Annotated in this window: 21 protein-coding genes; 14 read left to right on the forward strand and 7 right to left on the reverse strand. The window is 72.2% G+C overall.

Annotated elements, in window-relative coordinates:
• Nucleotides 1-87: 87 nt before the first annotated feature.
• The 4 genes from POL72_RS40945 to POL72_RS40960 form a co-directional block, all read right to left on the reverse strand.
• On the reverse strand, nt 88-462 hold the full coding sequence (locus POL72_RS40945; RefSeq protein WP_272102287.1) for a response regulator: 375 nt from the start codon (nt 460-462) through the stop codon (nt 88-90).
• 14 nt (nt 463-476) lie between these two features.
• On the reverse strand, nt 477-1,907 hold the full coding sequence (locus POL72_RS40950; protein ID WP_272102915.1) for a sensor histidine kinase: 1,431 nt from the start codon (nt 1,905-1,907) through the stop codon (nt 477-479).
• Nucleotides 1,908-2,102: 195 nt separating this feature from the next.
• On the reverse strand, nt 2,103-3,377 hold the full coding sequence (locus POL72_RS40955; protein ID WP_272102288.1) for a c-type cytochrome: 1,275 nt from the start codon (nt 3,375-3,377) through the stop codon (nt 2,103-2,105).
• 5 nt (nt 3,378-3,382) lie between these two features.
• On the reverse strand, nt 3,383-3,970 hold the full coding sequence (locus POL72_RS40960; RefSeq protein WP_272102289.1) for a hypothetical protein: 588 nt from the start codon (nt 3,968-3,970) through the stop codon (nt 3,383-3,385).
• A gap of 362 nt (nt 3,971-4,332) precedes the next feature.
• On the opposite strand from POL72_RS40960, the gene POL72_RS40965 reads away from it, so the two are divergent.
• The 6 genes from POL72_RS40965 to POL72_RS40990 all read left to right on the forward strand — a co-directional run bounded on the left by POL72_RS40965 (nt 4,333) and on the right by POL72_RS40990 (nt 11,925).
• Complete coding sequence (locus POL72_RS40965; RefSeq protein WP_272102290.1) at nt 4,333-5,367, forward strand: BMP family lipoprotein; 1,035 nt, start codon at nt 4,333-4,335, stop codon at nt 5,365-5,367.
• 19 nt (nt 5,368-5,386) lie between these two features.
• Complete coding sequence (locus tag POL72_RS40970; protein ID WP_272102291.1) at nt 5,387-6,484, forward strand: ABC transporter permease; 1,098 nt, start codon at nt 5,387-5,389, stop codon at nt 6,482-6,484.
• Nucleotides 6,485-6,546: 62 nt separating this feature from the next.
• Nucleotides 6,547-7,629 carry an ABC transporter permease gene (locus tag POL72_RS40975; protein WP_272102292.1) on the forward strand — a complete coding sequence of 361 codons (1,083 nt, stop codon included), beginning with the start codon at nt 6,547-6,549 and terminating at the stop codon, nt 7,627-7,629.
• The gene (locus POL72_RS40980) at nt 7,626-9,182 is read left to right on the forward strand and encodes an ABC transporter ATP-binding protein (protein WP_272102293.1); all 1,557 of its coding nucleotides are present in this window, start codon (nt 7,626-7,628) and stop codon (nt 9,180-9,182) included. The genes POL72_RS40975 and POL72_RS40980 overlap by 4 nt, the downstream gene beginning before the upstream one ends.
• Complete coding sequence (locus POL72_RS40985) at nt 9,179-11,191, forward strand: DUF1585 domain-containing protein (RefSeq protein ID WP_272102294.1); 2,013 nt, start codon at nt 9,179-9,181, stop codon at nt 11,189-11,191. Before POL72_RS40980 ends, POL72_RS40985 begins: the two co-directional genes overlap by 4 nt.
• The gene (locus POL72_RS40990) at nt 11,191-11,925 is read left to right on the forward strand and encodes a hypothetical protein (protein ID WP_272102916.1); all 735 of its coding nucleotides are present in this window, start codon (nt 11,191-11,193) and stop codon (nt 11,923-11,925) included. Before POL72_RS40985 ends, POL72_RS40990 begins: the two co-directional genes overlap by 1 nt.
• Before the next feature lie 53 nt (nt 11,926-11,978).
• Here the strand turns inward: POL72_RS40990 and POL72_RS40995 are convergent, their stop codons facing one another.
• From POL72_RS40995 to POL72_RS41005, 3 genes are all read right to left on the reverse strand, one after another.
• Nucleotides 11,979-12,428, reverse strand: coding sequence for a hypothetical protein (locus POL72_RS40995; protein ID WP_272102295.1), 450 nt, complete (start codon nt 12,426-12,428; stop codon nt 11,979-11,981).
• Nucleotides 12,429-12,475: 47 nt separating this feature from the next.
• The gene (locus tag POL72_RS41000) at nt 12,476-13,186 is read right to left on the reverse strand and encodes a hypothetical protein (protein WP_272102296.1); all 711 of its coding nucleotides are present in this window, start codon (nt 13,184-13,186) and stop codon (nt 12,476-12,478) included.
• 247 nt (nt 13,187-13,433) lie between these two features.
• A complete protein-coding gene (locus POL72_RS41005; protein ID WP_272102297.1) occupies nt 13,434-14,435 on the reverse strand; it encodes a tetratricopeptide repeat protein in 1,002 nt (333 codons plus the stop codon).
• A gap of 429 nt (nt 14,436-14,864) precedes the next feature.
• On the opposite strand from POL72_RS41005, the gene POL72_RS41010 reads away from it, so the two are divergent.
• The 8 genes from POL72_RS41010 to POL72_RS41045 all read left to right on the forward strand — a co-directional run bounded on the left by POL72_RS41010 (nt 14,865) and on the right by POL72_RS41045 (nt 24,208).
• A complete protein-coding gene (locus POL72_RS41010) occupies nt 14,865-15,692 on the forward strand; it encodes an HAD family hydrolase (RefSeq protein WP_272102298.1) in 828 nt (275 codons plus the stop codon).
• Nucleotides 15,693-15,883: 191 nt separating this feature from the next.
• A complete protein-coding gene (locus POL72_RS41015; RefSeq protein WP_272102299.1) occupies nt 15,884-17,275 on the forward strand; it encodes a DUF1501 domain-containing protein in 1,392 nt (463 codons plus the stop codon).
• Nucleotides 17,272-18,525: a c-type cytochrome gene (locus tag POL72_RS41020; RefSeq protein ID WP_272102300.1), complete on the forward strand. Its 1,254-nt coding sequence runs from the start codon at nt 17,272-17,274 to the stop codon at nt 18,523-18,525. Before POL72_RS41015 ends, POL72_RS41020 begins: the two co-directional genes overlap by 4 nt.
• 122 nt (nt 18,526-18,647) lie before the next feature.
• Nucleotides 18,648-20,363: a metallophosphoesterase family protein gene (locus POL72_RS41025; protein ID WP_272102301.1), complete on the forward strand. Its 1,716-nt coding sequence runs from the start codon at nt 18,648-18,650 to the stop codon at nt 20,361-20,363.
• A 260-nt stretch (nt 20,364-20,623) separates the two neighbouring features.
• On the forward strand, nt 20,624-21,484 hold the full coding sequence (locus tag POL72_RS41030) for a BPTI/Kunitz domain-containing protein (RefSeq protein ID WP_272102302.1): 861 nt from the start codon (nt 20,624-20,626) through the stop codon (nt 21,482-21,484).
• A gap of 59 nt (nt 21,485-21,543) precedes the next feature.
• Nucleotides 21,544-22,743: a hypothetical protein gene (locus tag POL72_RS41035; protein WP_272102303.1), complete on the forward strand. Its 1,200-nt coding sequence runs from the start codon at nt 21,544-21,546 to the stop codon at nt 22,741-22,743.
• Entirely contained in the window at nt 22,740-23,363 is a 624-nt protein-coding gene (locus POL72_RS41040; protein ID WP_272102304.1) for an RNA polymerase sigma factor, read from the forward strand. The genes POL72_RS41035 and POL72_RS41040 overlap by 4 nt, the downstream gene beginning before the upstream one ends.
• A complete protein-coding gene (locus POL72_RS41045; RefSeq protein ID WP_272102305.1) occupies nt 23,354-24,208 on the forward strand; it encodes a hypothetical protein in 855 nt (284 codons plus the stop codon). Before POL72_RS41040 ends, POL72_RS41045 begins: the two co-directional genes overlap by 10 nt.

Raw genomic sequence — 24,208 nt, forward strand, 5'->3', positions numbered from 1 at the left:
AGCGCGCCGCGTCCGGGTGCGCCCCGCTGCGATCCAGCCGCGCCCCGCTGCGATCCAGCCGCGCCCCGCTGCGACCGGCCGTGCCGCTCACGCCGAGGGCTCGCGCGGGCCGAGCACCGCGTCGTGGAGCTGGTCGAGATCGAAGGGTTTGGGGAGGAACCGCGCGAGCCCGAGCTCCGCGGCCAGCGCCGAGACGTCCACCGCCGCGCTCACGAGCACCACGCGCACCGCCGGATCGACCCGCGCGAGGATCGCCTTCGCGCAGACGCTGGGAGAGAGCCCTGGCATGAAGTAGTCGCACAGCACCGCCCGCAGCCCGTCGCGCTCGCGCTCGAGGAGCGGGAGCGCCCCGGCGCAGTCGGCGACCTGGAGGCAATGGAGCCCCCACCCGGTCAGGCTGAGGGCGACGAGCTCCCGGAAATCGGGGTCATCGTCGATGACCAGCACGCGGTTTCGCAGCATGTTCCCTCTGCTAGCTAGCGCCTCAGTTCCAGCGAAAAGACCATGAGGTCACCGGCCCTCCGCTCGATCCAGAACCTCGCGCCGTGGAGCCGGGCGATCCCCTGGACGAGGTGGAGGCCGATGCCCGTGCTGCGCGGCTCGTCACGCCGCCCCTCGAACGCGACGACGGCGAAGGGCTCCAGCAGCTTCTCGAGGTCCTCCGGGAGATCCTTCCCGCCCCGCACCTCGATCGTGATGAGCACGCGCGTTGCGGAGCCGGCGTCGATCGTGACGAGCACCGGATCGCGCTCGAGCGCGATGGACACGGCCTGGACGAGCAGGCTCCAGAGCGCCTGCTCGACGAGCTCTGGATCGCCAAGGAGGTGCGCGTCTCCCCTGGGCACCAGGCGGATGCTGTGATCTTTGGCCACGAGCTCGAACTCTCCGATCACGCGGCGGGCGAGCTCCTCGACGTCGATCGCCTCGGGCTTGAAGGGGAGCTCGCCTCCGGAGATGCGCGCCGACCACAGGAGATCCTGGACCAGGCGGCCGAGGCGCGTCGCCTGGCGATCGATGATCGCGAGGGCGCGCTCGCGGATGGCCGTGTCGTTCCGGTGGGTGAGCGCGACCTGCGAGAACCCCTTCATGGTGGTGAGCGGCGTCTTCAGCTCGTGCGCGGCGACGGCGAGGAACCTGTCGCGATCCTTGTCGCGCTCGGCGATGGCCTTGAAGCTCGTGTTCAGCGTGTGGGCGAGCACGGCGAGCTCGTCGTCCCCCCGGTCCCCGAGCGGCTCGTACACGCCGCGCTCGCGAAAGCGCTGGACGGCGGTCACCATCCGGTGGATGCGCGGCGCGATCGCGCGGCGCACCGCGAGGCCGAAGAGCGACGCCGCCGTGACGCCCCCGAGGCCGACGGCCATGAAGACGAGGAGGATGCGCCGCCGGACTCGGTCGAACGTGTCGTAAGCGACCTCCATGTAGCGCAGGTTGATCTTGTGCAGCTTGACGAGGGCGTCGCTGAGGTGCTCCACGTCGGCGCGCCGCACGTGCGGCGCGGGCGTTGGACCCATGAGCCCGGTCGTGCGCTCGAGGTGCATCACGACAGCGGCGATGGTGTCCGCCGCCTCGCGCTCTTCCTCCAGGAGCACGAGCTCACCGGCCCGAGCGAGCGCAGCGCGGAGGTGAATGGCCTCCGGTAGGGTCGAGGTCGCCGTCAACCACTCTCGCTGGTACCGATCGATGAAGGAGCGGAGCCGCACCATCGGCTCTCGGACCTCCATCGAGACGTCCGACGGCGGGCGAGCGAGCAGGGGATAGAGAGCGTTCGATGACTCGATGCCGCTGCTGATGACGACGAACGGCTGGAAGACGTAGTGACGCAGGTAGGCTGTCTCGGTGGCCAGCCGCTTGAGCGCGACAATGGACATCGTGACGCCCAGGGCGGCCAGGATCAGCTGACTCAACACGAGCAAGGAAAGACGCCTTCCTATGGACATCTTCCCCGGAAGACCGTTGCCCCCGCCGCTCGGAGGCGAGCCCGCGTGCTGAGCGCGTTGAGACCACCGAGGCATTGGCCACCTCCTCGGTGTCGCCGTGGAAGCAAGGGAGGCACCACGACAACGCTGGACCGACCCTGGCGATCGCCCCCTCCCGCTCGTTCGCTATTGCGGCCGCCCCTGCGCGATCCAGCTCTCGACGAGCTGGATCTCCTCCGGCCCGACCGCGGGCAGCCCGAGCGGCATGCCGCGCACCGCCGGGGCCGCGCGGCCCGCCTCCTCCGCCTGCCGCGCCAGCAGCGCGGCGACGAGGCGCGGGGCGCCGTCCGGCCCGCGCGAGAACACGCTCCGCCGCTCGCCCTGATCGTCGACGTAGCCCGCGGCGATCCCCTCGTACGTGGCGAGGTTCAGCCCGCGCGGCTTGAACCCGAAGCCGCCCGTGTTCCCGGGCCCGCCGTCGCCGAGCGCGTAATCCGGCTCGGAGTGGCAGTGCCTGCACGTGACGCGGAACACCCGGCGATCGACCTCGGCGTAGGTCACCCGCCGCGACAGCAGCGGCAGCCGCTCGGGCGTGCTCGCCGGCGCCCGCGGCGAGAGCTCCGCGGTCGTGATGAAGGCCGCGAGGTCCCGCGCCTCGGTGGGCGACATCGGCACCTGGGGCATCGGCGTTCCCGGCTTGATCGCCGCGGGGTCGAGCACCCACGCGGCGAGATCGGCGGGCTCCATCCGGTCGCGCGCGTGCCTCAGATCCGGCGCCAGGGCGATCGCGGCGCGCGTCTCCTTCTCCATCCCCTTCACGGGCGCGACCGCCGTCAGCCCGGTCGTTCCGGAGAAGGCGTGGCACGTCCCGCACCCCTTGGCCTCGTAGAGCTCGCGCCCCCGGGCCGCGCTCGCGCCCTCCAGCGGCGCAGTCGGACGTTCGCGCCGCTCGCGCGTGAGGTAGGCCGCGATATCGCTCGCCTGCTCGGGCCCGATCGCGAGCCGCGGCATCGTCGCGTGCAGGCGCGGGCGCACGTCGTGCGGCGACAGCAAGAACCCGCGGATCCAGTCGCGGCGCAGCCTGTCGCCGGCGGCGGCGAGCGACGGCACGTCGCGCAGCTGCACGAGGTTCTCGTTCCACCGCTTCATCGCCGCGGCCGGCGCCTGGAACCGCCCCGCCGCGATGTCCTGGTGGCACTGGACGCAGTGGGCGTCGCGCGCCGCGGGCGCGTGCCCCGTCCCGTCGTGGCAGCGGTTGCACTGGAACTCCGCGACGAGCCGCTCCCCGCGCGCCGGATCGCCGGCCAGCGCCGCGGCGGCGGCCGGAGCGTTCGCCCCGGCGCCGCCGTCGCTGGCGGGTGGCGGCGCGGCCAGCGCGGACCCTCGCGCGTCCTCGGAGGTACACCCCGCGGCGCCCGAGGCGAGCGCCGCGAGCAGGGCGAGCAGCGGACGTGCGCGCATCGGCGTCAGCTCTGTTGGCCGACCGCACCGACCGCGCCGGTCGTCCGGCAGAGCGCCTTGTTCTGCGCCATCGTCTCGCACCGGGTGGCCGCGGCGTCGTGCCCCGCGTTGTCCCCCGAGAGCGCGCGCAGCCGCGCCAGCGCCGCGTACGCCTCGGGGCTCGTCAGGAGGTCCTTCTCGGCCAGATCGCCGAGCACCTTGAGCGCCTCGCCGCGGTGCTCGGGCGCCCTGGCGAGCGCCTCGCCCAGGTCGGTCTGGAGCGCCGGATCGTTCTTCCGCTGCTCGTTCAGCCGGCGCAGCGCGCGGATCGACCAGTCGATGTTCCCCTTGCGCTCCTCGGCCGACGCCCCGCCCCACGTCTCGAGCAGCTCGCGCGGCAGCTGCGGGCCGACCTGGAGCGCCCCGTCCGCGCGCGCCGTGGCCACCGCGAGGACGCGGAAGGCCCTGTTGATCAGCGGGTCCTTGTCATAAGAGATCCGCCGGATCTCGGGGAACATCCGGATCACGCTCCCCGCCGCCGCGGTGAACCGGCCGTCGTGAAGCGCTTGCTCGGCCTGGGCGATCCCCATCACGCGGTGGTCGATCGCGGGCATGATCTCGACTCCACCGCAGGCCGACGCGTCCGCCGAAGGGACGAGGGCGGACGCGATGAGAGCACAAAAAAGCGTGAATCGAACGGCGGGACCATTCATGGAAGGACCTCCTCGGGAAGGCTGCGCCGGCGCGCCCCGTCGCTCATCGGGCGCTGCCGATCGACTGTGACAACGCTCGAGGAAAAAATGTTGCTTCCCCGATCGCGAACTCGAGGGACGGCGCGCCGTGCTCCCGCGCAGTCGACCGTGCTCCCGCCCAGCAGATGAGACCGCTCGTGTGAGCAAAGGTGCGCCGCTGCGATACGGTGGTTGCCTTGGTGCGCGGCCCGGTGTCCAATGCGGGCCTTCCAAGGAGATCCGGCATGTTGAAGAAGCGGCGCGTCGCGATCGCGGTCCTGCTGGCCCTCGCCAGCGCGCTCCCGGGGTGCAACAGCAGCAGCAAGAAGGCCGACTGCGCGAGCCCCGAGGTGTTCTGCGTGGGCCTCGTCACCGACATGGGCAAGATCGACGACAAGTCGTTCAACCAGTCGGCCTGGGAGGCGATCCAGCGGGCGCAGAAGGAGCTCGGCGCCACGACGCAGTACATCGAGACGACGGATCCGAAGGACTACCCCAAGAACATCGCGACGTTCGCCGAGGAGCGCTACGACGTGGTCGTCACGTCGGGATTCGGGCTCACCGAGGCGACGCGCGGCGCGGCGGATCAGTTCAAGGACGTCAAGTTCATCGGCATCGACCAGTTCCAGATGGCGACCAAGCCGAACGTCGTGGGCCTCGTCTTCCCCGAGGACCACGGCGGCTTCCTCGTCGGCGCGCTGGCCGCGATGATGACCAAGACGGGGAAGATCGGCGCCGTGCTCGCCACCGACGCCGTCCCGCCCGTCTTCCGCTTCGGTGAGGGCTTCCGCGCCGGGGCGCGCCACGTCAAGCCCGACATCGAGCTCAGCGTCGTCTATCACAACGACGTCGGCTTCGATAAGACGTTTACCGATCCCGAGTGGGGGAAGACGACCGCCGTCTCGATGATCGACAAGGGGGTCGATATCGTCTTCGGCGGCGGCGGCAAGACGGGCAACGGCGCGCTGCTCGGCGCGGCCACGAAGGGCGTTTATGCCATCGGCGTCGACACCGACCAGTACTTCACGGTGCCCGAGGCCCAGAAGGTCCTCCTCTCCAGCGCCGTCAAGCTCATCTCCGACGGCGCCTTCGAGCTCATCAAGTCGGCCAAGGAGGGGAAGCTGCCGTCGGGGAACTTCCAGGGCAAGTCGGGGTATGCGCCGTATCACGATCTCGACGCCAAGGTCCCGGCCGACGTGAAGGCGAAGATGGAGGAGCTCCGGAAAGGGCTCCTCGACGGGACGCTCAAGACAGCGGTGCCGCCGGCCAAGGGGCCGTGACCGCCCTGGGCTCCCGAGGATGCGAGAGAAGCTGATCCGGCGCTTCGAGCCGCTGCTCCTTCCGGCCCTCTCGGTGTTCACCGCGATGGTCCTGGGCGGCGTCCTCATCGCCGTGGCCGGGGGCAACCCGCTCGAGGCCTACGCCGGCATGCTCGAGGGCGCGCTCGGGTCGCCGCGGGCGGTGAGCGAGACGCTCGTCTGGGCGACGCCGTACATCCTGGCTGGCCTGTCGGTCTCGCTGGCGCTCAAGGGCGGCCTCTTCAACATCGGCGCGGAGGGGCAGCTCGCGCTCGGGGCGCTCTCCGCGGCCTGGGCGGGCCACTGGCTGCCGCAGCTCGTGGGCGGCGGCCTGCCCGCGGCGCTGCACGTCCCCGTGACGCTGCTGTTCGGCGCGCTCGCGGGCGGGCTGTGGGCCGCGGTGCCCGGCTGGATCAAGGCGCGCGCCGGGGGACACGAGGTGATCAGCACGATCATGCTCAACTACGTCGCGCTCAACGCGGTCAGCTTCCTCTTGAACGGCCCGATGAAGGACCCCGAGGCGTCCAACGTGCTCTCCCGCACGCCGCTCATCGACGAGAGCGCCTGGGTCCCCGCGCTCGTGGACGGCTACCGGCTGCACTGGGGCTTCCCGCTCGCCCTGCTCGCGGCGGCGCTCGTCGGGTGGGCGCTCCGGCGGACGACGTTCGGCTTCGAGATCCGCACGGCCGGGCAGAGCCCGGACGCCGCGCGCTACGCCGGCGTGCGGGTGAGCCGCACCGTGATCGCGACCATGGCGCTCTCGGGCGCCTTCGCCGGGCTGGCCGGCGCCATCGAGGTGAGCGCGCTGCACCACCGGCACGAGCTCGGGTTCTCGCAGGGATACGGCTTCGACGCGATCGCCATCGCCCTGCTCGGCAAGGCGCACCCCGGCGGGACGGTGCTCGCGGCCCTGCTGTTCAGCGTGATGCGCAGCGGGGCGACCCGGATGCAGTACCTCACGCAGGTGCCGATCGACGTGATCTCCGTCATCCAGGCGCTGGTCCTGCTCTTCGTCGCGGCGGACGCCCTGGTCCGGCGCATCTACCGCGTCCGGGGCTCGAGCGAGCGGCTCGTGCTCACGCGCGGGTGGGGCGGTTAGCGCGCCGGCTCGAGCGAGCGGCCGGGGACCAGAGCGGGGAACGCGAGCAGGGAAGGACGAAGATGGCTTATCGACGCTACGCATTCATCGCGGTGGTCGTGGGCGTGCTGGTCCTCGTCGTGGCGCTCGTCGGCGCGTCGCAGGTGCCGCCGCTGACGATCGTGGCCAGCATGGCGGCCACGACGCTCGCCGTCGCGACCCCGCTCACCCTGGGGGCGCTCTCGGGCGTCTTCTGCGAGCGCTCCGGGGTCGTCAACCTGGGCATCGAGGGCATGATGCTCGCGGCGGCGTTCTCGGGCTGGTTCGGGTCGATCTACGCGAGCTCGATCCTGGGCTTTCCCCCGCTGCCGAGCCTGCTGCTCGGCGTCGTGATCGCGGTCGCCACAGGCGCCGCGCTGGGGCTGTTGCTCGCCGCGCTTGCGGTGACCTTCTCGGTGGACCAGATCCTCGCGGGGACGGTGATCAACTTGCTCGCCGTGGGGCTCACCGGCTTTTTCAACCGCCAGCTCTTCTTCGGGCCGGGAAGCGCGTTCGGCGGGCAGGTGCCTCACGCGCCGGGCGTCCTTCCGCGCCTCGGCGTCCCGCTGCTCGCGGACATCCCGGTCGTGGGCCCGGTGTTCGAGCAGCAGCCGATCGCCGTCGCCGCCGTCGCGCTGGTCGCGCTGACGCACCTCGTGCTCTTCCGCACGCGGTGGGGCCTGCGCGCGCGGGCCGTGGGCGAGCACCCCCGCGCGGCCGCGACGGTCGGGATCGACGTGGCCCGCGTGCGCTACGTGAACGTCGTGATCGGCGGCGCGATCGCGGGGCTCGGCGGGGCGTATTTCACGCTGGAGTCGGTGCCGTCCTTCGAGCCGATGATGACGAACGGGCGCGGCTTCATCTCCCTCGCGGCGATGATCTTCGGCGACTGGACGCCGTTCGGCTCGTGGGCCGCGGCGCTCGTCTTCGGCGCGGCGCAGGCGTTCCAGATCAACCTCCAGCTCTTCCGCGACCAGATCCCGCCGTCGTGGTCGTTCCTGCAGCAATCGTCGGTCGTCGGGCTGGTGCCGTATCTGCTGACGCTGCTGCTCCTGACCGGCGTCATCGGCAAGACCACGTCGCCGGCCGCCGACGGCCTGCCGTACGAGCGGGAGGGGCGGCGGTGACGGCGGTCCTCGAGGCCCGGGGGATCACCAGGCGGTTCTCCGGCGTCCTGGCGAACGACAGGGTCGATCTCGACCTCCGCGAGGGCGAGATCCACGCCCTGCTCGGGGAGAACGGCGCCGGCAAATCGACCTTGATGAACATCCTTTACGGGCTGCTGCGCCCGGACGAGGGGACGCTCCTCCGGGGCGGGCGCCCTGTCGCGCTGCGCTCGCCGAGCGACGCGATCGCGCTCGGGATCGGCATGGTGCACCAGCACTTCATGCTGATCCCTGTGTTCACGGTCGCCGAGAACGTCGTGCTCGGCGCGGAGCCCGTGCGCGGCGCCCTGCTCGACCGCCGGCGCGCGAGCGCCGAGGTCCGCGAGCTCTCGGCGCGCCACGGGCTGGACGTCGATCCCGACGCCCGGGTGGAGGACCTCCCGGTCGGCGTGCAGCAGCGGGTGGAGATCCTCAAGGCTCTTTACCGGAAGGCGGAGATCCTGATCCTCGACGAGCCCACGGCCGTGCTCACGCCCCAGGAGGCGGACGACCTGTTCCGCGTGCTGCGGGGGCTGACGGCGCGGGGGGTCTCGGTCCTGTTCATCACGCACAAGCTCAGGGAGGTGCTCGCGGTCGCGGACCGGGTGACGGTCATGCGCGCCGGGCGCGTGGTGGGCGCAGCGATCCCGGCGGAGACGGACGAGCGCGGCCTGGCGGCGACGATGGTGGGCCGCGACGTGGCGCTCCAGGTGAGCAAGGCGCCGGCGAGCCCCAAGGACGTCGTGCTGGAGGTGCAGCGCCTCGGCGTCGCGGGTCGCCGCGGGTCCGGCGGCGACGTGGTGCGCGAGGTGAGCTTCTCGGTGCGCGCGGGCGAGATCCTCGGGATCGCCGGCGTGCAGGGCAACGGCCAGACCGAGCTCTGCGAGGCGATCACCGGCCTCTCGCCGCCCCGCGCCGGGCGCGTGCTCCTGCGTGGCCGCGACGTCACCGGCGCGCCGCCCCGCGCCCTGATCGAGCGCGGCGTCTCGCACGTGCCCGAGGACCGCCAGCGCCACGGGCTCGTGCTCTCGTACGCGATCGCGGACAACCTCGTCCTGTGCACCTACCACGAGCCCCCGTTCGCCGTGCGCGGCGTGCTCCGCGACGACGCCCGCGAGGAGAACGCGAGGCGGTTGATAAAGACCTTTGACATCCGCGCGCCCGGCCCGGAGACGCCCGTCTCCGCGCTGTCGGGCGGCAACCAGCAGAAGGTGATCCTCGCCCGGGAGATGAGCCGCCCCGTGGAGCTGCTCGTGGCCAGCCAGCCGACCCGGGGCGTGGACGTCGGGTCGATCGAGCACATCCACCGCGAGATCGTCGCGGCCCGCGACGCGGGGGCGGCGGTGCTGCTCGTGTCGGCGGAGCTCGACGAGATCCTGGCGCTGTCGGACAGGATCGCGGTCATGTACCGGGGCGAGATCGTGGCGACGCGGGACGCGGGTGCGGTATCGCGGACGGAGCTCGGGATGCTGATGGCCGGGGTGGTCCCTGGCGAGGAGGCTCCGCCGCCCGCCGCGGAGGAGGTCGACGCATGAGGGGGCGCGCGCTGCGCGTGCTGGCCGTGGCGGCGCCCCTCGCGGCGTCGGCCGCGGCCTCGTTCGCGCCGCCGTCCGCCGCCGCCCCGACGCTGGAGCAATACCGGTATTTCCGGGCGCTCTCCCTCGACCTGGAGGGGCGGCTCCCGACGCGTGAGGAGCTCGCCGAGCTCGAGTCGCCGGGCTTCGATCTGGACGCCTGGATAGAGCGCCACCTCGACGGCCCGGGGTATGCCGAGCGGCTCACGCGCATCTACATGGATGTCCTGCGGCTCGAGCTCGGCCCGACGGGGCTGTTCACGCCGCCCGCGACGACGCTCCGCCGGGTGGAGGTGCTCGGCCCGGAGGGCAAGCCGCTCTACGTCTATTACCGCGTCAGCCAGCGCCGCCTGAACCCGGTGATCGACGGGGAGTTCTGCTTCTCCGACGCCGAGAGCGGGCTCCGGGTCGCGGCCTACGCGCCCGTCACGGGGACGCCTGCCCGCATCTCTCAGCGGCTGCTCGACGAGCGGACAACGCTCGTGCGCCCCTACTGGCTTTACCGGGATTACCTCTCCGTCGTCCCGACGCAGCGTTATGGTGACGGGTGGAAGGACCCGGACAGCGCCTATGTCCCGCTGCCGCAGCTCCTTGTCGAGCCTGACGGCAAGACGCCGACGGTCGAGGTCAGGGTCTGCAAGGAAGAGGCGCAGACCGCCGAGGTCGGCCACATCTATGCGAGCGATATCCCTTCGTCGCCGAAGGGCGCTCCGCCGCCGGGCCGCGCGCGCCCGCCGGTGCGCGAGGATCGTTATGCGCAGGCGCACCGGGGCGAGCCCATCTCGTGCCGGAGCGCGCTCGCGCCGGCGATGAGCGTCGACTGCGGCTGCGGGATCGGCCTCGAGCACTGCCTTCCCGCCGACAGCGCGGGCAGGGATCCGCGCGGCTTCGTGCTGCCCGCCCATATCCCGCTCGGCATCGAGGATCCCATCGGCTCCGCGCCGCACACGATCACCGGCTGGAACAAGTTCTGGTGGTCGCAGGAGGCGATTCATACGATGAATCACGTCTTTGCGGCGGATCGCGATTTTCGGGAGATCCTCACCGGTCGTTATACGTTCATCAACGGCCCGCTCGCGCAGTTTTATCGGTCGAGCGCGCCCGCGGCGTGCTGCTCTCTGCACCCGTCGTTTGGGATGCGCGAGGACGAGGCGCCCCTGTTCTTGCCGGGCGCGGTGCCGCCGGTCGTCGCGCCGCACGACGTCTCGACCTGGACGTTCATCCCGGATCGCGGGCCGCGCGCGGCGGGGATCCTCACGACGCCGGTGTTCCTCACGAAGTATTCCTCGCGGCGCGCGCGGGCGGCGGCGCTCTACAGCGCGTTCCTGTGCAAGAGCTTCACGGCCGAGCACGCGGAGCTCCCGCCGTCGGAGGAGCCCGACCTCATGATCCGGCCGGGCTGCGCGAGCTGTCATGCGACGCTGGAGCCGCTCGCGGCGTATTTCACGCGGGTCGAGGAGACGACGTGGACCTATCTGCCCGCCGAGAGGTTCCCGATCGAGAACCCGGTGTGCAAGCTGAACGCGGAGGGGAAGACGGGGCAATCGTGCCAGCGCTTCTACGACCCCGTGTTCTCGAGCCGGGAGCGCGGCGTGCTGCGGGGCGCCTATGCCTCGGCGGATCACGCCGAGCGCGGCCCGGCCGGCGCCGCGGCCGATCTCACGCGCATGCCGGAGTTCGCGTCGTGCGCGGTCGAGCGCGTCACCGAGTCGTTCCTGGGGCGGCCGCTGCGCGAGGAGGACGAGGCGCTGCTCAGCGCGCTGCGCGAGCGGTTCGTGTCGCGCGGCTACCGGATGCGGCCGCTGGTCGAGGCGATCGTCCGCTCGCCGGCGTATGCGCGCGCGAGCAACGTGCGGCCTGCGCTGGAGCGGGGCGGGGCGGCGAAGGGCGAGGCGGAGGAGCGAGGCGGGGCGGCGAAGGGCGGGGCGGGGGAGCGGGGCGGCGAGACGCGCGGCGAGGGGGCGCGGTGATGCAGGGCCGGGGGAGGGCGCCCGGTCGGACGGGGGCCTTCGTCCTTGCTGGCGTGGCCGCGGTGGCCGCGCTGGCTGGCGCGTGCGGCCCGTCGGAGGCGATCGCGCCGCGGCCTGCAGCGCCGCTCCGGGAGACGGGGCGCGTCGCGCAGAGCCGGGCTCCGAAGCAGGATCTGCGGCTCATCCCGGCAGAGGCGTACCTGAGGACCTATCTCCGGCTCTTCGGCGGCCTCGCGCCCGCCGAGGTCGAGCGCCGCGCGCGGGGGGACGACAAGGCGGCGCTGTTCGACACCTGGGGAGACTACCTCGCGGCGCTCGGGCTCCCCGATTACGGCCTGGATCTCCCGCGCGCCACGCAGACCAACGCGCTCATGCTGGCGGCGTTCGAGCGGCTCGGGATCGCGCTCTGCGACCGCGCCCTGGAGCACGATCTCAAGGCAAAGGAGCGCGTCCCGATCGAGCGGCGGCTGATCTTCGCGTTCGACCTGCCAGCGCAGGACCTCGACGCGGCGGCCTTCGCCCCGCGCTTCGACGTGCTGCACCGGACGTTCCTGAGCTACCCGGCGCGCCTCGCGCCGCCGGACCGGGAGGCGAAGTTCTTCGCGCTCTACCAGGGCACGGTCGCGCGGCACCGCGCGAAGGGCGCGCCGAAGTCGCGGTTCTCGCCGGAGGAGGCGGGGTGGGCGGCCGTCTGTTATGGGCTCGTGCGGCACCCGGAGTTCCACCTGTATTAGGGGTACTCTCAGCGGGCCACGGCGCGCGTGGCTCCGGCCGCGCCGGCCGTGACCTACTCGTCGCACTCCTTGACGTGAAACAGAGCGGAGACGAGCAGCGCGGGATGGCCGTCGAGGGCCCGCTGCAGCTCGCAATCGCCCGTCGAGAAGTCCACCTCGTGCGGGTCGCTGCCGACTGTCGCCACGACGTGGCAAAAGCCATCGTAGAAATCCTCTCCTATGTCCATCGTGACATTCGGTAGAGGCTCGCCGTCGTCATCCTCGCGCTCGACGTCCAATGAAATTCCGCTGATTGGCGGGTCGTCGTCGCGCGCGCGGTCCAGGGCCATCTCCGGCGCGGAGTCTTTCAGGAAGCACCCCGTCGACCACCTCTCCCCTGTTTTCACGAACCTCCGTCCATCATCGCCAGTATCGTAACTCAGGGTTTCACCGTCGAGCGCGACGACCGCCTTCCCCGCGATGTCCGGATGGTTGACGCACGCCATCGCTGGCAGCGACAGCACGGCCAGGAGCGTGTGCCGCGCGCTCGACATGGACATCGTCATCCGCCTCACGGGGTGTCCCACCAGATCTCGGAATAGGAACATACGACGTGCGGCTCGCGTCGCTCCAGGGTGCCGAGCACGGCAGCGACGCTGGGGGAGCAGGCGCCTGGCTCTTCCTCCACGAGCGTGGCGCGGATCGCGCTGAGCGGGAGGGGCGAGGTGACGTCCGCGCAGGGCATCTCCCCGAGGCCGACGGGGAGCCCCGCGTCCATGCGGTCGCTGCATGCGCTGTCCGCATACAAGCCGATGTCGGCGACGCACCTGCCGCCCGCTGGGGGACCACACTCGCACGGAGCGCAGGCGCGGTTGTCGATGAGCTGTTCGAAGAACTCGTGTCGTGTCAGGCCACGCCTGCAGGTCCCCTCGCTGCTGGCCTGCATGCAGGGGATGAACCCCGGCGGGTCCTGCGCCGTGTTGCCGGCGCACACCCGGATGAACATTGCCGGAACGGGCGGCGGCTCGGGCGTCGCCAAGGGGGTGCACGGCGAGAGCGTCGGCGCCTCGTAGACGACGGACGCGAAATCGTCCGGCTGGACGGTCGACGGGAGCGCAGCGCACGTCCCATCCCATCCCGCTCCGGCGTCGAGCGCGATCGAGGTGCTTCCGCCTGGGCAGGTCATCGCGTTCGCCATGACCGTGGAGGGCAGCTCGCACGCCGCCGGACCGCATTCGCACCCATCGCACGTGTCCGGCAGCCCTTCAGGCGCGTCAGCCATCCAGCCTTCCCACTTCGGCGGCTGGCCGTCGATACAGGGAGGCGCATCGTCTTCCGGACCTACCCACATCCACAGCACTGGACCCGAATCGGCAGGTGGCGGAAGCAGCGGTACATACCACTCGTCTTCGCACGCGAGCAGCGCCGTCGCGGAGACGAACAGCAACATCGGACGTCGCATCAGGAATGCCTCCGTGCCAGCTTCACCATGCTCGCGCGCTGGCGGCCCAAAGCGACCTCGCCGACGCTCACCATCGAACGCGAACCTCCGCGCCGTGCGCCGCCACTCGAATCTGCGTGTCGTTTGGCAACCAGACGTACACGAGTGTGGCCGCGCCTGCTGCCGCCCCAGCGATCAACGCGCTGGTACCCAGGAGACGCATCAGCTTCCAGTTGGCGGCAGGATCAATGACTTGATTGTAGTCAGGCTGAAATGCGGGATCGAGCTTGCTCATCTCCTGAGCGTGATACCAAGCCGCCTTCGCCTCCTGCTCGTACCCCTGCGCGCTCTGCAGGGACACGGCGCCCGCCACCATGAACCCGACCGAGGCCACCGCGCCCGTCGTGACGATCCGGAGGTCCGGCCCGGGCCGGCCCGCGCCCTGCGGCGGCCCTTTGGGCGCCGCAGGCCCGGGCGCTCCAGGCCCGGAAGCCGCTTTCGGCGGCTGAGCGTGGTCCTTCGGCGGCTGCGCGTGGTCCTCCGGCGCTTGTGCCGGCTTGTCGAACGTGAGCGGCACCGCCTTCGACTCGCCTGCTTCCACCTTCACGCCCGCGCGCGCGACCTGCCCCTCCTGCCCGACGGCCATCACCTCGTGCTGGCCAGGCCTCACGTAGACGCGGCTGCCGTCCTTCACCCCCCGGCCGTTCACGAACATGCCCACGACGCCGGGCGGCGGCATGAGGACCACCTCGCCCACGCGCCGCCGGGCCCGGGCGAGGTCGGCGTGCCGGTGCTCATACAGGCGCCGCTCCACCTCCGTGCGCGGGGCCGGCATGTGCTCGACGCACTGCGAGAGCTCCACCACGGCCTCCTCCCAGCGGCCCATCCGCAGGTCGAGCTGCCCCATGTTGCACATCGCGACGTTCGACCGCTCGATATCGTACGCCTCGCCCCAGAACTCCCGGGCCTGCGCGATGTCGAGCCGATCCAGCGCTGCCCCCGCCTCGCGAATGAGCTCCTTGACGGCTCGCGAGCGCTTCGGAGGCGCCTCCGCATGCGCGGAAGCAGCCGCGAGCAGCACGAGGAGCAACGCTGCCCACGACGGAAGCCAGGATGCTGATCGAGGACCTTGCACGCTCCACCTCGGGCGCGCCAACGCACGTGACCGCGCGCCAGCGTCACGCTCGCTCTCTACCATCCTCCGTGTGTGCCTGGCCAGCGCTCCCGGCATGTGAGCGATGCCGCGAGGCATCTGGCGTTGCATTGCATTTCGGTGACGAAATTTCTCATCCCACCTGCATCGTTCGCCGTCTCATCCTTCCGAAATCGCACCCGCGTGGAGGATGGCCCTTGCACGGCAAGAGCGCTCGCGGGCTGCCCGGTACCCGGAGTTTCATCGGTATTGATAACGCACTGCCGCAATTCGTTCCTGGTTCTGCGGGAGGCCCCCAGCGAGGGTGTCTTTCGCGCGGTGAGTTGAGCTGCCGTATGAGGCGTGTTATGCGCCGCATTGGCCAGCATGAAAGCCCTCCGACTCGTCGCGCTCGATCTCGACGGCACGCTGCTTCGGACGGATGGCTCGATCTCCGCGCGGACGCGCAGCGCCCTCGCGATGGCCGAGGCGGCAGGTCTGACGCTCATGTCGGTGACCGCGCGGCCGCCCCGGCGCGTTCGACAGGTCGCGGCTCAGACCGGCCTGCGCGGTACGGCCATCTGCAGCAACGGTGGGCTCGTCTATGACGTGACCAACGACGCCGTGCTGCGGCAGAACCTGCTGTCGGCTGCCTCCGCGTCGGTGCTCATCGAGAGCCTGCGCGCCGCTGTACCCGGCGTCGCCTTCGCCGTCGAGGCGGGGATCCAGTACGGGTGCGAGCACGGCTATGTGATCCCCGGCGAACATCCGAACGATCGCGACGACCCGCGGATGCGGCGGGACGATGCGGTCGCGCTGTGCAGGGCAGGTGTCACCAAGCTGATCGTCCAGCACGCCGGCTGGCCGCTCGAGGAGCTGCTGGAAATCACGCGCGCCCACGCGGGCGCGCTCGCGAGCGTCACGCACTCGGGCTCGAACTTCGTCGAGGTCGCCGCGGCTGGCGTCACCAAGGCGCTTGCGCTCGAGGCGTACTGCGCCGAGCACGGCATCGCGGCGACGCAGGTGATCGCGTTCGGCGACATGCCCAACGACCTGCCGATGCTCGGCTGGGCAGGGCGCGGCGTCGCCGTGGCCAACGCCCATCCCGACGTGCTCGCCGCCGCCGACGAGGTCACGAGCGCCAACGATCACGACGGCGTCGCCCTCGTGCTCGAGCGGCTCGCGCACCTCGGCTTCGTTCCGAGCTGGTGTTGAGCGCACCTCGGCCTCGCTACCTCGAGGCGGCATCAGAGCGCACCTCGGCCTCGCCACCTCGAGGCGGCATCACGACCAGATCCCCGATGAGCTCGCTCGTGTAGCGCCGGTCCACGCGACGGCGGTCGCGTTCGACGGCAAGGTCGTGCGGGCGCGCGCGGCCCCGGAGGGTATCCTGAGGAGCACGCCCGATGCCTCGCCACGCCCCTTGCCCCCGCCGCCTCGCCGTCCCGCGCCGCGCGCTGCTCGAGGCCGCTGCAGGCGCGGCGCTCGCCGGCGTCCTCGGCCTGCCGGCGCGCGTGCTCGCCGCGCAGGGCAAGGCCGCGGAGGACGAGTTCTTCCTCTTCATCCACGCGTCCGGCGGCTGGGACGTGACGCTCTGGGCCGATCCTCGGAACGAGGCCAGGGGCCTCGTGAGCCCGGCGACGACCGACAACACCGACACCGCAGGGCTCCGCCTCTGGGTCGACGCGCCCGCGGCCGGCGGCGCGAAGAGCTTCGCGCCGATCACGCCCAAGGGATCGAGCCTCGTGTTCGGCCCGGGCATCGGCGCCCTCGCGGACATGCACGACCGGCTGTGCATCCTCAACGGCCTGGCGATGAACACCGTGAGCCACCCCGACGGCACGGCCTTCTCGACCACGGGACGACACCTCAGCGGCGGTCGCACCGTGGCCTCCAGCGTCGACGCGATCTGCGGGAGCGAGCTCGGCGCGAGCCAGACCTTCCCCGTCGTCTCGGTCCAGTTCCCCTCCGCGTTCGTCGGCGACCGCCTCGATCGGCGCGCCGTCCCGCTCATGGTCGGGGAGATCGGCACCCTGAGCCGCTCGCTGTTCCGCGCGCGCCACTACGACACCGACGAGGACCGCGCCGCGGTGACAGCGCTCCTCTCCGAGGAAGCCAGCTCCCTCGCCGCGCGATCCAGCCACACCGACGCCCTGCACAGCTTCGCCATCCAGGCGGAAGGCCTCGGTAAGATGCTGAGCGCAGGCCTCCAGGAGGTGTTCTCCAGGGGCAAGCTCATCCAGGCGCACCCGGAGTTCAACCACGCGGCCCGCTTTGCCAGGCAAGCGGCCGTCAACGCCGCGTTCGCGATCGAGGCCATGCGGCGGAACGTGGTCCGCTGCGTGAGCTTCTCGAGCAGCGGGTTCGACACGCACACGAGCACCTACCGCCAGCACGCGGCCACCCAGCAGGAGCTCTTCGACCTGATCGCCGCGCTCCTCGGCTCGCTCGACAAGACCCCGCACCCGACCCGGGCCGGCAAGAAGCTCTCGGATCACACCCACATCCTCGTGACGAGCGACTTCTGCCGCACGCCCCAGCTCAACACGGCGATGGGCCGCGACCACTACCCCAACAACTCCGCCATGGTGATCTCCCCGCGCTTCCGCGGGAGCTTCGCGTTCGGCAAGACCGACCCGGAGCAGCTCCTGCCGGTCCCGGCGAAGACGTTCCAGGGCGGGCCGCGGCCGATCGCCCCGCCGGATCTGCTCGCCACCTTCCTGTTCGCCTTCGGCATCTCCCCGCGCGAGCACCTGCGCGACGGCGAGGTGGTGCCGGAGCTGCTCCGGTCGCCGTGACGCTCCTCCGCCGAGCGGCGTCCGCCGCCGCGCTGGCGCTCTCGTCGTCTGCGCTGGCGCTCTCGCGGTCTGCGCTGGCGCTCTCGTCGTCTGCGCTGGCGCTCTCGTCGTCTGCGCTGGCGCTCTCGCTCGCCGGATGCGCGGCGCAGGCCGCGGCGCCCCTCCCGCCGCTCGTCGTGCGCGAGGTCGCGTGGCCGTCCCCGGGGGAGCTCGGCCCGGTGCGCGCGGTCGCCGACGACGGGCGCCGCGTCGTGGTGTTCCACGACGGCGCCGCGGCCGTCTTCGTGAACGGCGCCCTCGCGAGGGTGGAGCGCGCGCCCCACCGCTGGGTGAGCGCCGCGGCCCTGCCCGCGCCCGACGGCTACGGCACGTGGATCGTCGGCGTCGACGCCGAGGGCCGGCTGCTCCGGCTCCCGGGCCAGGGGACCTTCGAGGCCGTCTCCGACCGCTACGGCCTCGAGCGCGCCGCGGTGCGGTCCGCGATCGGCCTCGGCGAGGGCGGCGCCACCTTCGCGCTGGACCGCGAGATCGCGGTGGCGGACGGCGAGACCGTCACGCGCTACGCGACGGGCCCGCTCGCGACGTTCGCGGCGGGGGCCGGGCGCGTGGCCTTCGCGGCCGGGGGCGACGGGCTCGGCGCCCTCGACGTCGCCACGAGGGCGCTGCGATCGTACCCGCTCCCGGCGGACGGCGCCGCGCCGCTCCTCGCCCTGACCGGCGCGGGCGCGCTGCTCGCGGCGACGCCCGAGGCGCTCTACGCGGAGGACGGCGCCGGCGTCCTGCGCCTCCGGTTCCGGGCGCGCGCCGCGCTCCACGGGCTCGCCGTCTCCGGCGACCGCGCGTGGTTCGCCGACGGCGACGAGCTCGGCGTGCTCGACAAGGCCGGCGCGCGCGAGACCCGCGGCGCGCGCCTCCCGCAGGGCGGCAGGCTCGTCGGCTCGCCGAGCGGCGACGTGTGGCTGCTCGCGTCGGGCGCCCTCCGGCGCTTCGCCGCAGAGGACGACGCCGGGCCCGCCTGGGGCGAGATCGCGCCCGTGTTCGCCCGCGCGTGTGCGCGCTGCCACCGCCCGCGCGGCGAGGGCGGCGTCGACCTCTCCACGCCCGCCGCGTGGGCTTCGCTCCGCGAGGCCATCGCGCGCCGGGTCGTCGACGAGCGGAATATGCCGCCCCCGGGAAACACGCTGTCCGAGGCCGACCGCGCGCGGATCCGCGCCTTCGTCCGGCGCGCAGGGCCGCCCGCGCGGCCGTGATGCGGGCTCGCCGCCGGGGCCGCGATGCGCGCTCGCCCGCGCGTCCGTGAGGCGCGCTCGCCGCCGCCGCGCGCCCGTCTTGCGCTACCCTGGGGCACCATCGCGAAGAGGAGAGCTGCCTGATGATGTCGTTCAGCCCGGATCCGCGCGTCGCAGAGCAGCAGATGCACGCCATCATCTACTACCTCACCGGGTTCGGGTACATCGACGGCGAGCTCGATCCGACCGAGAAGTCCTTCATTCGCGGCTACATCCACGACCTCGTGCGGCAGCGCGCGCGCGACGCCCTCGGCGGCGAGGGGCAGGAGAACCCGGACGTCGTCGGCCGGTGGACCAGCCACTTCCACGAGGTCTTCTCCGAGATCGACCACCAGATCCAGAGCCATTTCACCGAGAGCGTCGCCGAGGGAGAGGACCCGAAGGACTTCGTCCTCTCCAAGATCAAGCTCCGCTGCTTCGAGCTCCTCGACGGCTTCGACGACGACAACCGGAAGGCGCTGCTCGCGACCGTCGACGAGCTCATGCTCGCCGACGGCGTCGTCCACCCGAACGAGCAGCGTTTCCGCGACGAGCTGTCGTCGCTCCTGTCGGCGTCCCCGATCGAGATCGACGACGTGGACATCGAGACGATCGAGCAGGGCGCGGTCGTGATCGATCCGGCCACGCGCAAGCAGGCGCGCGAGGTCGATCACCCGTTCTTCAAGGCGTTCGAGTGGGACTACGCGAGCGATCCGGCCACGTTCGCGGAGCAGGCCAAGGTCGACATGGACCTGATGCGCAGGTTCGAGGCGAAGCTCGAGGAGCAGCGCGCGCGCGGCGCGGGCCGGCTCGACGGCGCGGCGGATTTCGCGGGCTTCGCCGGGCAGGCGCCCTTCCTCGACGGCCACGTCTACGTCGCCTCGCCCGATCCCGCCGAGGACGTCGAGCTCCTGGTCATCGGCGATCTGCACGGCTGTTACTCGTGCCTCAAGGGGGCGCTGATGCAGGCCGACTTCTTCGCCAAGGTGCAGGCCCACCGGGACGATCCCGCGCACAACCCGCGGATGATGCTGGTGTTCCTGGGCGACTACATCGATCGCGGCAGGTTCAGCTACAACGGCATCCTGCGCACGGTGATGCAGCTCTTCCTCGCCGCGCCCGACAGCGTCTTCGTGCTGCGCGGCAATCACGAGTACTACGTCGAGCTGAACGGCCGCGTCCTCGCGCCGGTGCGGCCCTCCGAGGCGATGAGCTCGCTCGCGGCCATCGCCCCGAACGAGGTGTTCGCCGCCTACATGCGCCTCTTCGAGGCGCTCCCCAACATGCTGGTCTTCGACCGGATCCTCTTCGTGCACGCGGGGATCCCGCGCGACGAGACCATCGCCGCCCGGTGGACGTCGGTGTCCTCGCTCAACGACCCGGAGATCCGGTTCCAGATGCTCTGGAGCGACCCCAGCGAGGTCGACGCGATCCCCGCGGAGCTCCAGAGGTCCACGGCGCGCTTTCCCTTCGGCAAGCGGCAGTTCAAGAGCTTCATGCAGAAGCTCGGCTGTACCACGCTGATCCGCGGCCACGAGCGCGTCCCGGAGGGCTTCCGCGTCGTTCACGACGACCCCGACGGGGTGCTGCTGACCCTGTTCTCCGCGGGCGGGAAGACCAACGACGACCTGCCAGCGACCAGCAATTACCGCGAGGTCACGCCGATGGCCCTCACCATCCGGTACAAGGGCGGGGTCAGCCAGCTGACGCCGTTCGCGATCGAGTACGAGCGGTACAACGATCCCAAGTACAACGCGTTCTTCCGCGAGCAGCTGCCGCCGCTCGATATCACCGCCGATCTGGACAACCCCCGGCCCTGATCGGCTGCGAGGCGGGATGACGTCTCCCACGCTTCGCGCGCGAGGCGGCGGGCGTCGCCCTCGACGACGACGTCATGATGTGCCGCGCCGCTTGGCACACCGCGCCCTGCAGCCCCCTCGATTCCGCGGGCGTTTCGCAGATCCATCGACCGGACGTCGTGGGCACACCGGTTGCCACATGCTGCGGCATGCTCCGCGGCTTACCCCTGGGTCTTGGTTTGCTTACCTCCCTTCTGCTTGTCGCGGGCTGCTCCGGGACGGTGAACCACACAGGTACCGGCGGCGGGGATCCGGGTGGCGCCGGCTCGGTCGCGGGGACCGGCGACTCCGGCTCGGTCGCGGGCACGGGCGGCTCCGGCTCGGGGACGGGGACCGGCTCGGGGACGGGGACCGGAGGCGCGGGGACCGGAGGCGCGGGGATTGCCGGAGCGGGAGGCGCCGGCGGGGGATTGCCCGCGCGATGCACGCTGCCGCAGGATATCGGGCCCTGCGATGGCGCGATCCCGCGCTACTGGCACGATCCGCGAACAGGCGTGTGCGTCCCTTTCTCTTATGGCGGCTGCGAGGGCAACGAGAATCGCTTCGAGTCGCTCGAGCAGTGCCAGGAGGCCTGTCAGGGCGGCGTTCCTGACATGGATGCGTGCGAGGCGCTGGGCGATTGCATCCTCGCATCGCCGGGCTGCTGCGGCGCCTGCGATCCCGTCGATGCCCGCGCGTTCGTCGCGCTCAACCGGGCGAGCGTGCACGACTACCAGATGGCCACCGGGTGCGAGGGGGTGGCGTGCGCGCCGTGCCCGGATGTCGACGAATCCGAGCGCAGCTCTCAGTACTTCGCCGCCACGTGCGAGGCCGGGCGCTGCGTCGTCGTCGACGTGCGCGAGTCGCCGCTGACAGAATGCGCGATCGCGTCGGACTGCGTCCTGCGCGACGGCCTCGACTGCTGCGAGGGGTGCGACGGGAGAGGCATCGTCGCCCTCAACAAGAGCGCGGATCTCCAAGGCATGATCTGTCCCGGCAACCTCGGCGCCGCGTGCAATCCGTGCGCGCCCGTGTACCCGCCCGGGATGACGGCGGTCTGCTCGTCGGGCAGGTGTCAACCGCAGATGCCCGCCACACCTTGAGCGAGAAGCGCGCCCGGCGTGCGCCGCCGTCGGCCCCAACCAGGGGCAGTTCGTGCAGGATGGGGGCGAAGGAGCCCGGCGCCACCGTCGCTCTCGATCCGCGAGACGTGATGGGCCCGCTCGACCCCCACCGGCGGGACTTCCTCGCTGCCGCCAAGGCCATCCTCCTCCTCGCCGCGCCCGCGTTCGTCGCGGCGGCGGGGGATGCCCGTGCCGACATCGCGGTGAGCGCGGGCGGCGTCGAGCTCGACTGGATCGCGCCCGGAGAATGCGCGGATCGAGGGCGCGTGCTGGCCGAGATCGAGCAGCGCCTCGGGCGGTCGTCCGCGGCGAACGGCGAGCCGTCGCTGAAGGCGCGCGCGGTGGTGTCCCGGAACGAGCGCGGGTCGTGGGACCTCCGCCTCACGACGACGCTCGGCGAGACGACACACTCGCGCGAGCTCCACGGCGAGACCTGCGCCGAACTCGCCGACGCGGCGGCGCTGATCATCGCGCTCGCCATCGATCCCGACGCAGCCAGCCGCAGCACCCCGACGGCGGATCCGGACACTGGCGCGGGGCCAGGCGAACTCTCCGGCGCGGATCCAGGCGCCGGCGCGGATCCGGGCGCCAGCGCGGATCCAGGCGCCGGCGCGGATCCAGAGGTGGACGCTGCTCCGGATGCGCCCACCGCCGCCGATGCGCCGCCCGCGGTCTCGTCCCCGCCGGGGGCCAGCGCGGCCCCGGCGCAGCACCCGTCGCGTCCCCTCGAGCTGCGCGGCACGCTCAGGGCCTCCGGCGTCCTCGACACCGCCTCGCTCCCGGCGGTCGCCCCGGGCGCCGCCATCGCCGCAGGCGTGCTGATCGGAGCCGTCCGCGCCGAGCTGTCCGGTACGTACTTCGGCGCGCAGCAAGCGTTCGTCGAGCGGACGACGATGGGCGGCGACGTCCAGCTGATCACCGGCGGGCTGCGCCTTTGTTATGCCATGCGCTATCGCGCGTTCGAGCTCGGGCCCTGCGCCGGCATCGAGGTCGGCGTCATGAGCGCGGCCAGCTTCGGCGCGGCGTCGCCCGGCTCGAACCGGGCGCTCTGGGTCGCGCCGCACCCCGGAGCGCTCGCGAGCTTCGCCCTTTCGGACCAGATCCGCGTCCCGCTCGCGATCGACGTCCCGTTCCCGGTGACGCGGGATCGGTTCGTGCTCGTCGGCATCGGCGCGGTCCACCGGAGCGCCGCCGCCACGCTCCGCGCCTCGCTGGGGGTCGAGGTGCGATTTCCGTGACGGATCCAGACGGCGCCGGCCATGTACTTCGCGTGACGAGGACGTCCCCCGCGTCGGCGCTTCCCTTCGCGGGGTCCGTGTTCGATCCGCACCCTGGCGTCCACGACGCGCCCGTCTCTCTCGATTTCGACGCGCTCTACGACGAGCAAGCCGACTTCGTCTGGCGAAACCTGCGCCGGCTCGGCGTCAGCGAGGCGAGCCTGGACGACGCCTTCCAGGACGTCTTCGTCGTGGTCCACCGGCGGCTCGGCGAGTTCGAGCCGCGGTCGAGCGTGAAGGCGTGGCTGTTCGCGATCCTCTGCCGGGTGGCGCGCGATCACCGGCGCCTCGTCCGGCGCAAGGGAGGGCTCGAGGAGCTGCCGGGCGGCGTGGCGGACCGCGCGCCGGGGCCGGCGGAGCGGCTCGAGCAGGTCGAGGCCCTGAAGCTCGTCGACGCGCTCCTCTCGGCGCTCGACGACGACAAGCGCGCGGTGCTCGTGATGGCGGAGATCGAGGAGATGAGCGCGCCGGAGATCGCCGCGGCGCTCGACGTGAAGCTGAACACGGTCTACTCGCGGCTGCGCGCAGCGCGCCGCGAGTTCGAGCTGGCGCTGGCGAGGAGCGGGGGCGGGTGGCCATGAGCGATCCGGGCGAGAGGGCGCGCGCGCTCCTGAGGGCGGCCCGAGCGGACGGGCTCGCGCCGTCCGACAAGGCGCGGCTCCGCGCGGCGCTCGCGGGCAAGCTGGCGGTCGGCGCGCCGCAGGAGCCGTCCGGGGAGGCGCCCACCTCGCCCCCGCCGCCGCTCGCGGGCAGCGGGGCAGGCGGCGGCGTCCTCGCGGGCAAGGCGGCCGGCGGCGTGCTCTCGGGCAAGGTGATCGCGGCGGGCGCGCTGATCGGCGCCGTCGCCTTCGCCGGCGGCTTCTTCACCGGCAGGGCGACCGTCGACGCCCCTCCTCCGGCCAGCGCGGCGCCGCCGGCGAGCGCGCCCGCGGTGGCGCCGCCCGCGGCGACGCCGCCCGCTGCGGCTCCGGAGACCGCGCCGGCGCCGAAGGCGGCGCCCCCGCGCCCGCGCGCCCCTCGCGCGGTCGCGCCGGCACCGCCGCGGCCGCTGGACCTGGGCGCGGAGGACGCCGCACGAGCGCCCTCGACAGGTGGCGGCGAACGCGAGCCGGCGCGCTCGCGCGGCGGACAGCCGGCGAGGCCGAGCACGCTCGCCGCGGAGATGGCCTTGCTGCGCGAGGCGCAGGACGCCGTGCGGGACGGCGATCCGTCGGCCGCGCTCGAGCGCCTCGACGACCTCGGCGCCCGGTTTCCAGAGGGCCAGCTCCGCGAGGAGCGCATGGCCGCGCGCGTGCTCGCCCTCTGCGCCGCGGGGCGGGCGCGGGAGGCGCGCGCGGAGGCCGAGCGGCTCCTCGGCGAAGCAACGGGCTCGGTGCACGCGGGCCGCGTCCGCGCATCATGCGCGTTCCGAGAAAATCTCGACTGA

The organism is Sorangium aterium (assembly GCF_028368935.1).
GTDB lineage: Bacteria > Myxococcota_A > Polyangia > Polyangiales > Polyangiaceae > Sorangium > Sorangium atrum.

Bases quoted from the DNA above. Each gene is read 5' to 3' on its own strand.
- POL72_RS40990 (WP_272102916.1), top strand. From the start codon at position 11,191: ATGCAGGGCCGGGGGAGGGCGCCCGGTCGGACGGGGGCCTTCGTCCTT.
- POL72_RS40945 (WP_272102287.1), bottom strand. From the start codon at position 462: ATGCTGCGAAACCGCGTGCTGGTCATCGACGATGACCCCGATTTCCGG.
- POL72_RS40975 (WP_272102292.1), top strand. From the start codon at position 6,547: ATGGCTTATCGACGCTACGCATTCATCGCGGTGGTCGTGGGCGTGCTG.
- POL72_RS41010 (WP_272102298.1), top strand. From the start codon at position 14,865: ATGAAAGCCCTCCGACTCGTCGCGCTCGATCTCGACGGCACGCTGCTT.
- POL72_RS41025 (WP_272102301.1), top strand. From the start codon at position 18,648: ATGATGTCGTTCAGCCCGGATCCGCGCGTCGCAGAGCAGCAGATGCAC.
- POL72_RS41000 (WP_272102296.1), bottom strand. From the start codon at position 13,186: ATGGCTGACGCGCCTGAAGGGCTGCCGGACACGTGCGATGGGTGCGAA.
- POL72_RS41015 (WP_272102299.1), top strand. From the start codon at position 15,884: ATGCCTCGCCACGCCCCTTGCCCCCGCCGCCTCGCCGTCCCGCGCCGC.
- POL72_RS40965 (WP_272102290.1), top strand. From the start codon at position 4,333: ATGTTGAAGAAGCGGCGCGTCGCGATCGCGGTCCTGCTGGCCCTCGCC.
- POL72_RS40970 (WP_272102291.1), top strand. From the start codon at position 5,387: ATGCGAGAGAAGCTGATCCGGCGCTTCGAGCCGCTGCTCCTTCCGGCC.
- POL72_RS40985 (WP_272102294.1), top strand. From the start codon at position 9,179: ATGAGGGGGCGCGCGCTGCGCGTGCTGGCCGTGGCGGCGCCCCTCGCG.
- POL72_RS41035 (WP_272102303.1), top strand. From the start codon at position 21,544: ATGGGGGCGAAGGAGCCCGGCGCCACCGTCGCTCTCGATCCGCGAGAC.
- POL72_RS40955 (WP_272102288.1), bottom strand. From the start codon at position 3,377: ATGCGCGCACGTCCGCTGCTCGCCCTGCTCGCGGCGCTCGCCTCGGGC.
- POL72_RS40960 (WP_272102289.1), bottom strand. From the start codon at position 3,970: ATGCCCGCGATCGACCACCGCGTGATGGGGATCGCCCAGGCCGAGCAA.